The 1346-nt window shown below is 32.3% G+C and carries 2 protein-coding genes; one reads left to right on the top strand and one right to left on the bottom strand.

The window, feature by feature from the left end:
• The coding region (locus IV36_RS11680; RefSeq protein WP_156648681.1) for a helix-turn-helix domain-containing protein at positions 1-239 on the top strand (239 nt) is incomplete at its 5' end.
• A 130-nt stretch (positions 240-369) separates the two neighbouring features.
• Here the strand turns inward: IV36_RS11680 and IV36_RS11685 are convergent.
• Positions 370-1320: a magnesium transporter CorA family protein gene (locus IV36_RS11685; RefSeq protein WP_056992662.1), complete on the bottom strand. Its 951-nt coding sequence runs from the start codon at positions 1318-1320 to the stop codon at positions 370-372.
• Between the last annotated feature and the right edge of the window lie 26 nt (positions 1321-1346).

Here is a 1346-nt window from a genome sequence, read left to right on the forward strand (position 1 = left end):
GAACTTTGCTATCGGTTGCGGAGATGGAGCGTGATATGATTATCGAGCGTACGCAAGCCGTTAAAATATTTGCAAGGCAACACAATCCCAACTATAAGGAGGGGAGACCCAAAAGAAAAAAAGATAGCCGGAATATGGCTATCTTTGAATATTCTAACTCTCATACTGTGAAGGAAGCCGCTGAAGCTTTTAATATTTCTCCGCGCACAGTGCAATACATTAAAAAGCTATTTAGATAAATAACAAATACCACTGTCTATTTATATTACAATTCCTGACAAAAGCTATTAAATTATTGAAAGGAATCAGCCTTTTAAAAAGTCAACAAAGTAATTCTGCTTTAAATCATATTAGGGTATCACAAATACTTTACAAATATTTTTTGCGTCGCAACCAAAACCAGCAAATTAGGCTTAGTATAACAGAGATAATCAGCACAGCAAAAAAACCATAAGAAGATTTTTCAAACGGGACATCGACATTGATTCCCCAAAAACCAAAAATAATCGCTGGAATAGTCAAAACGATTGATATCTCTGTTAGCGTTTTCATAATCATGTTTAGCTGATACGAAAACATATTGTTTATCATATTTTCCAAATCATCCAAATATTGTCTGTAACCTAAAATAATTCTATCCATTGTGTCACTTGTATCGTATATCTCATCAATTATTTTTTTGGTGGTAAAATCAATATCATTAATAGTTGTGAAATTTTTTTTAATGAAATCCAGCGCTTTGTGATTAGCGCCATAAGTTGTTGACAAAGCTATCATGTATTTTTGAAGAGTCAATAAATCACCAAACGTTGGTCTGCGTGGACCGGACGTTGATATTTTTGAGTCTAAATCATCAATTTTTTCCTTGATTCCACGAAGTTCGTTAAGCATCACATAGAAATGTTTTTGCATGATCTTTAAAAGTACTTCCTCCATGAAATTATTGACATCACGTAAAACCATATTGGATAAGAGTTCGGGAATGAATTTTAATTTTTGTTTTGTAAAAATTATCAACTTATTTTTAAATACCAAGAAAACAACAGATGTCGTCAGATTATCTAGATGCCCACCTTCATGTATCTCGGGAAACAGAAAACTTACGAGCAAACTTTTTTCATCGTTCCGATCTATCATCGTGTCATATGCAACTCGATCATCAAACGTTAGTATATTGCCTATTTTAAAGTCATATTTATGTTCAAAAGATTCGATATATTCTCGTTCGTCACCATAAACATAAACAACAGAAGAATTTTTGATATTTGATTCTGACGAAACTAATAATGTATCTTTTGTTAAAGAATAAGTTTTCAGCATTGTAATCCTCCTGCTTTATATTTTTC

This window comes from Liquorilactobacillus mali, assembly GCF_001437155.1.
Lineage (GTDB): Bacteria > Bacillota > Bacilli > Lactobacillales > Lactobacillaceae > Liquorilactobacillus > Liquorilactobacillus mali_A.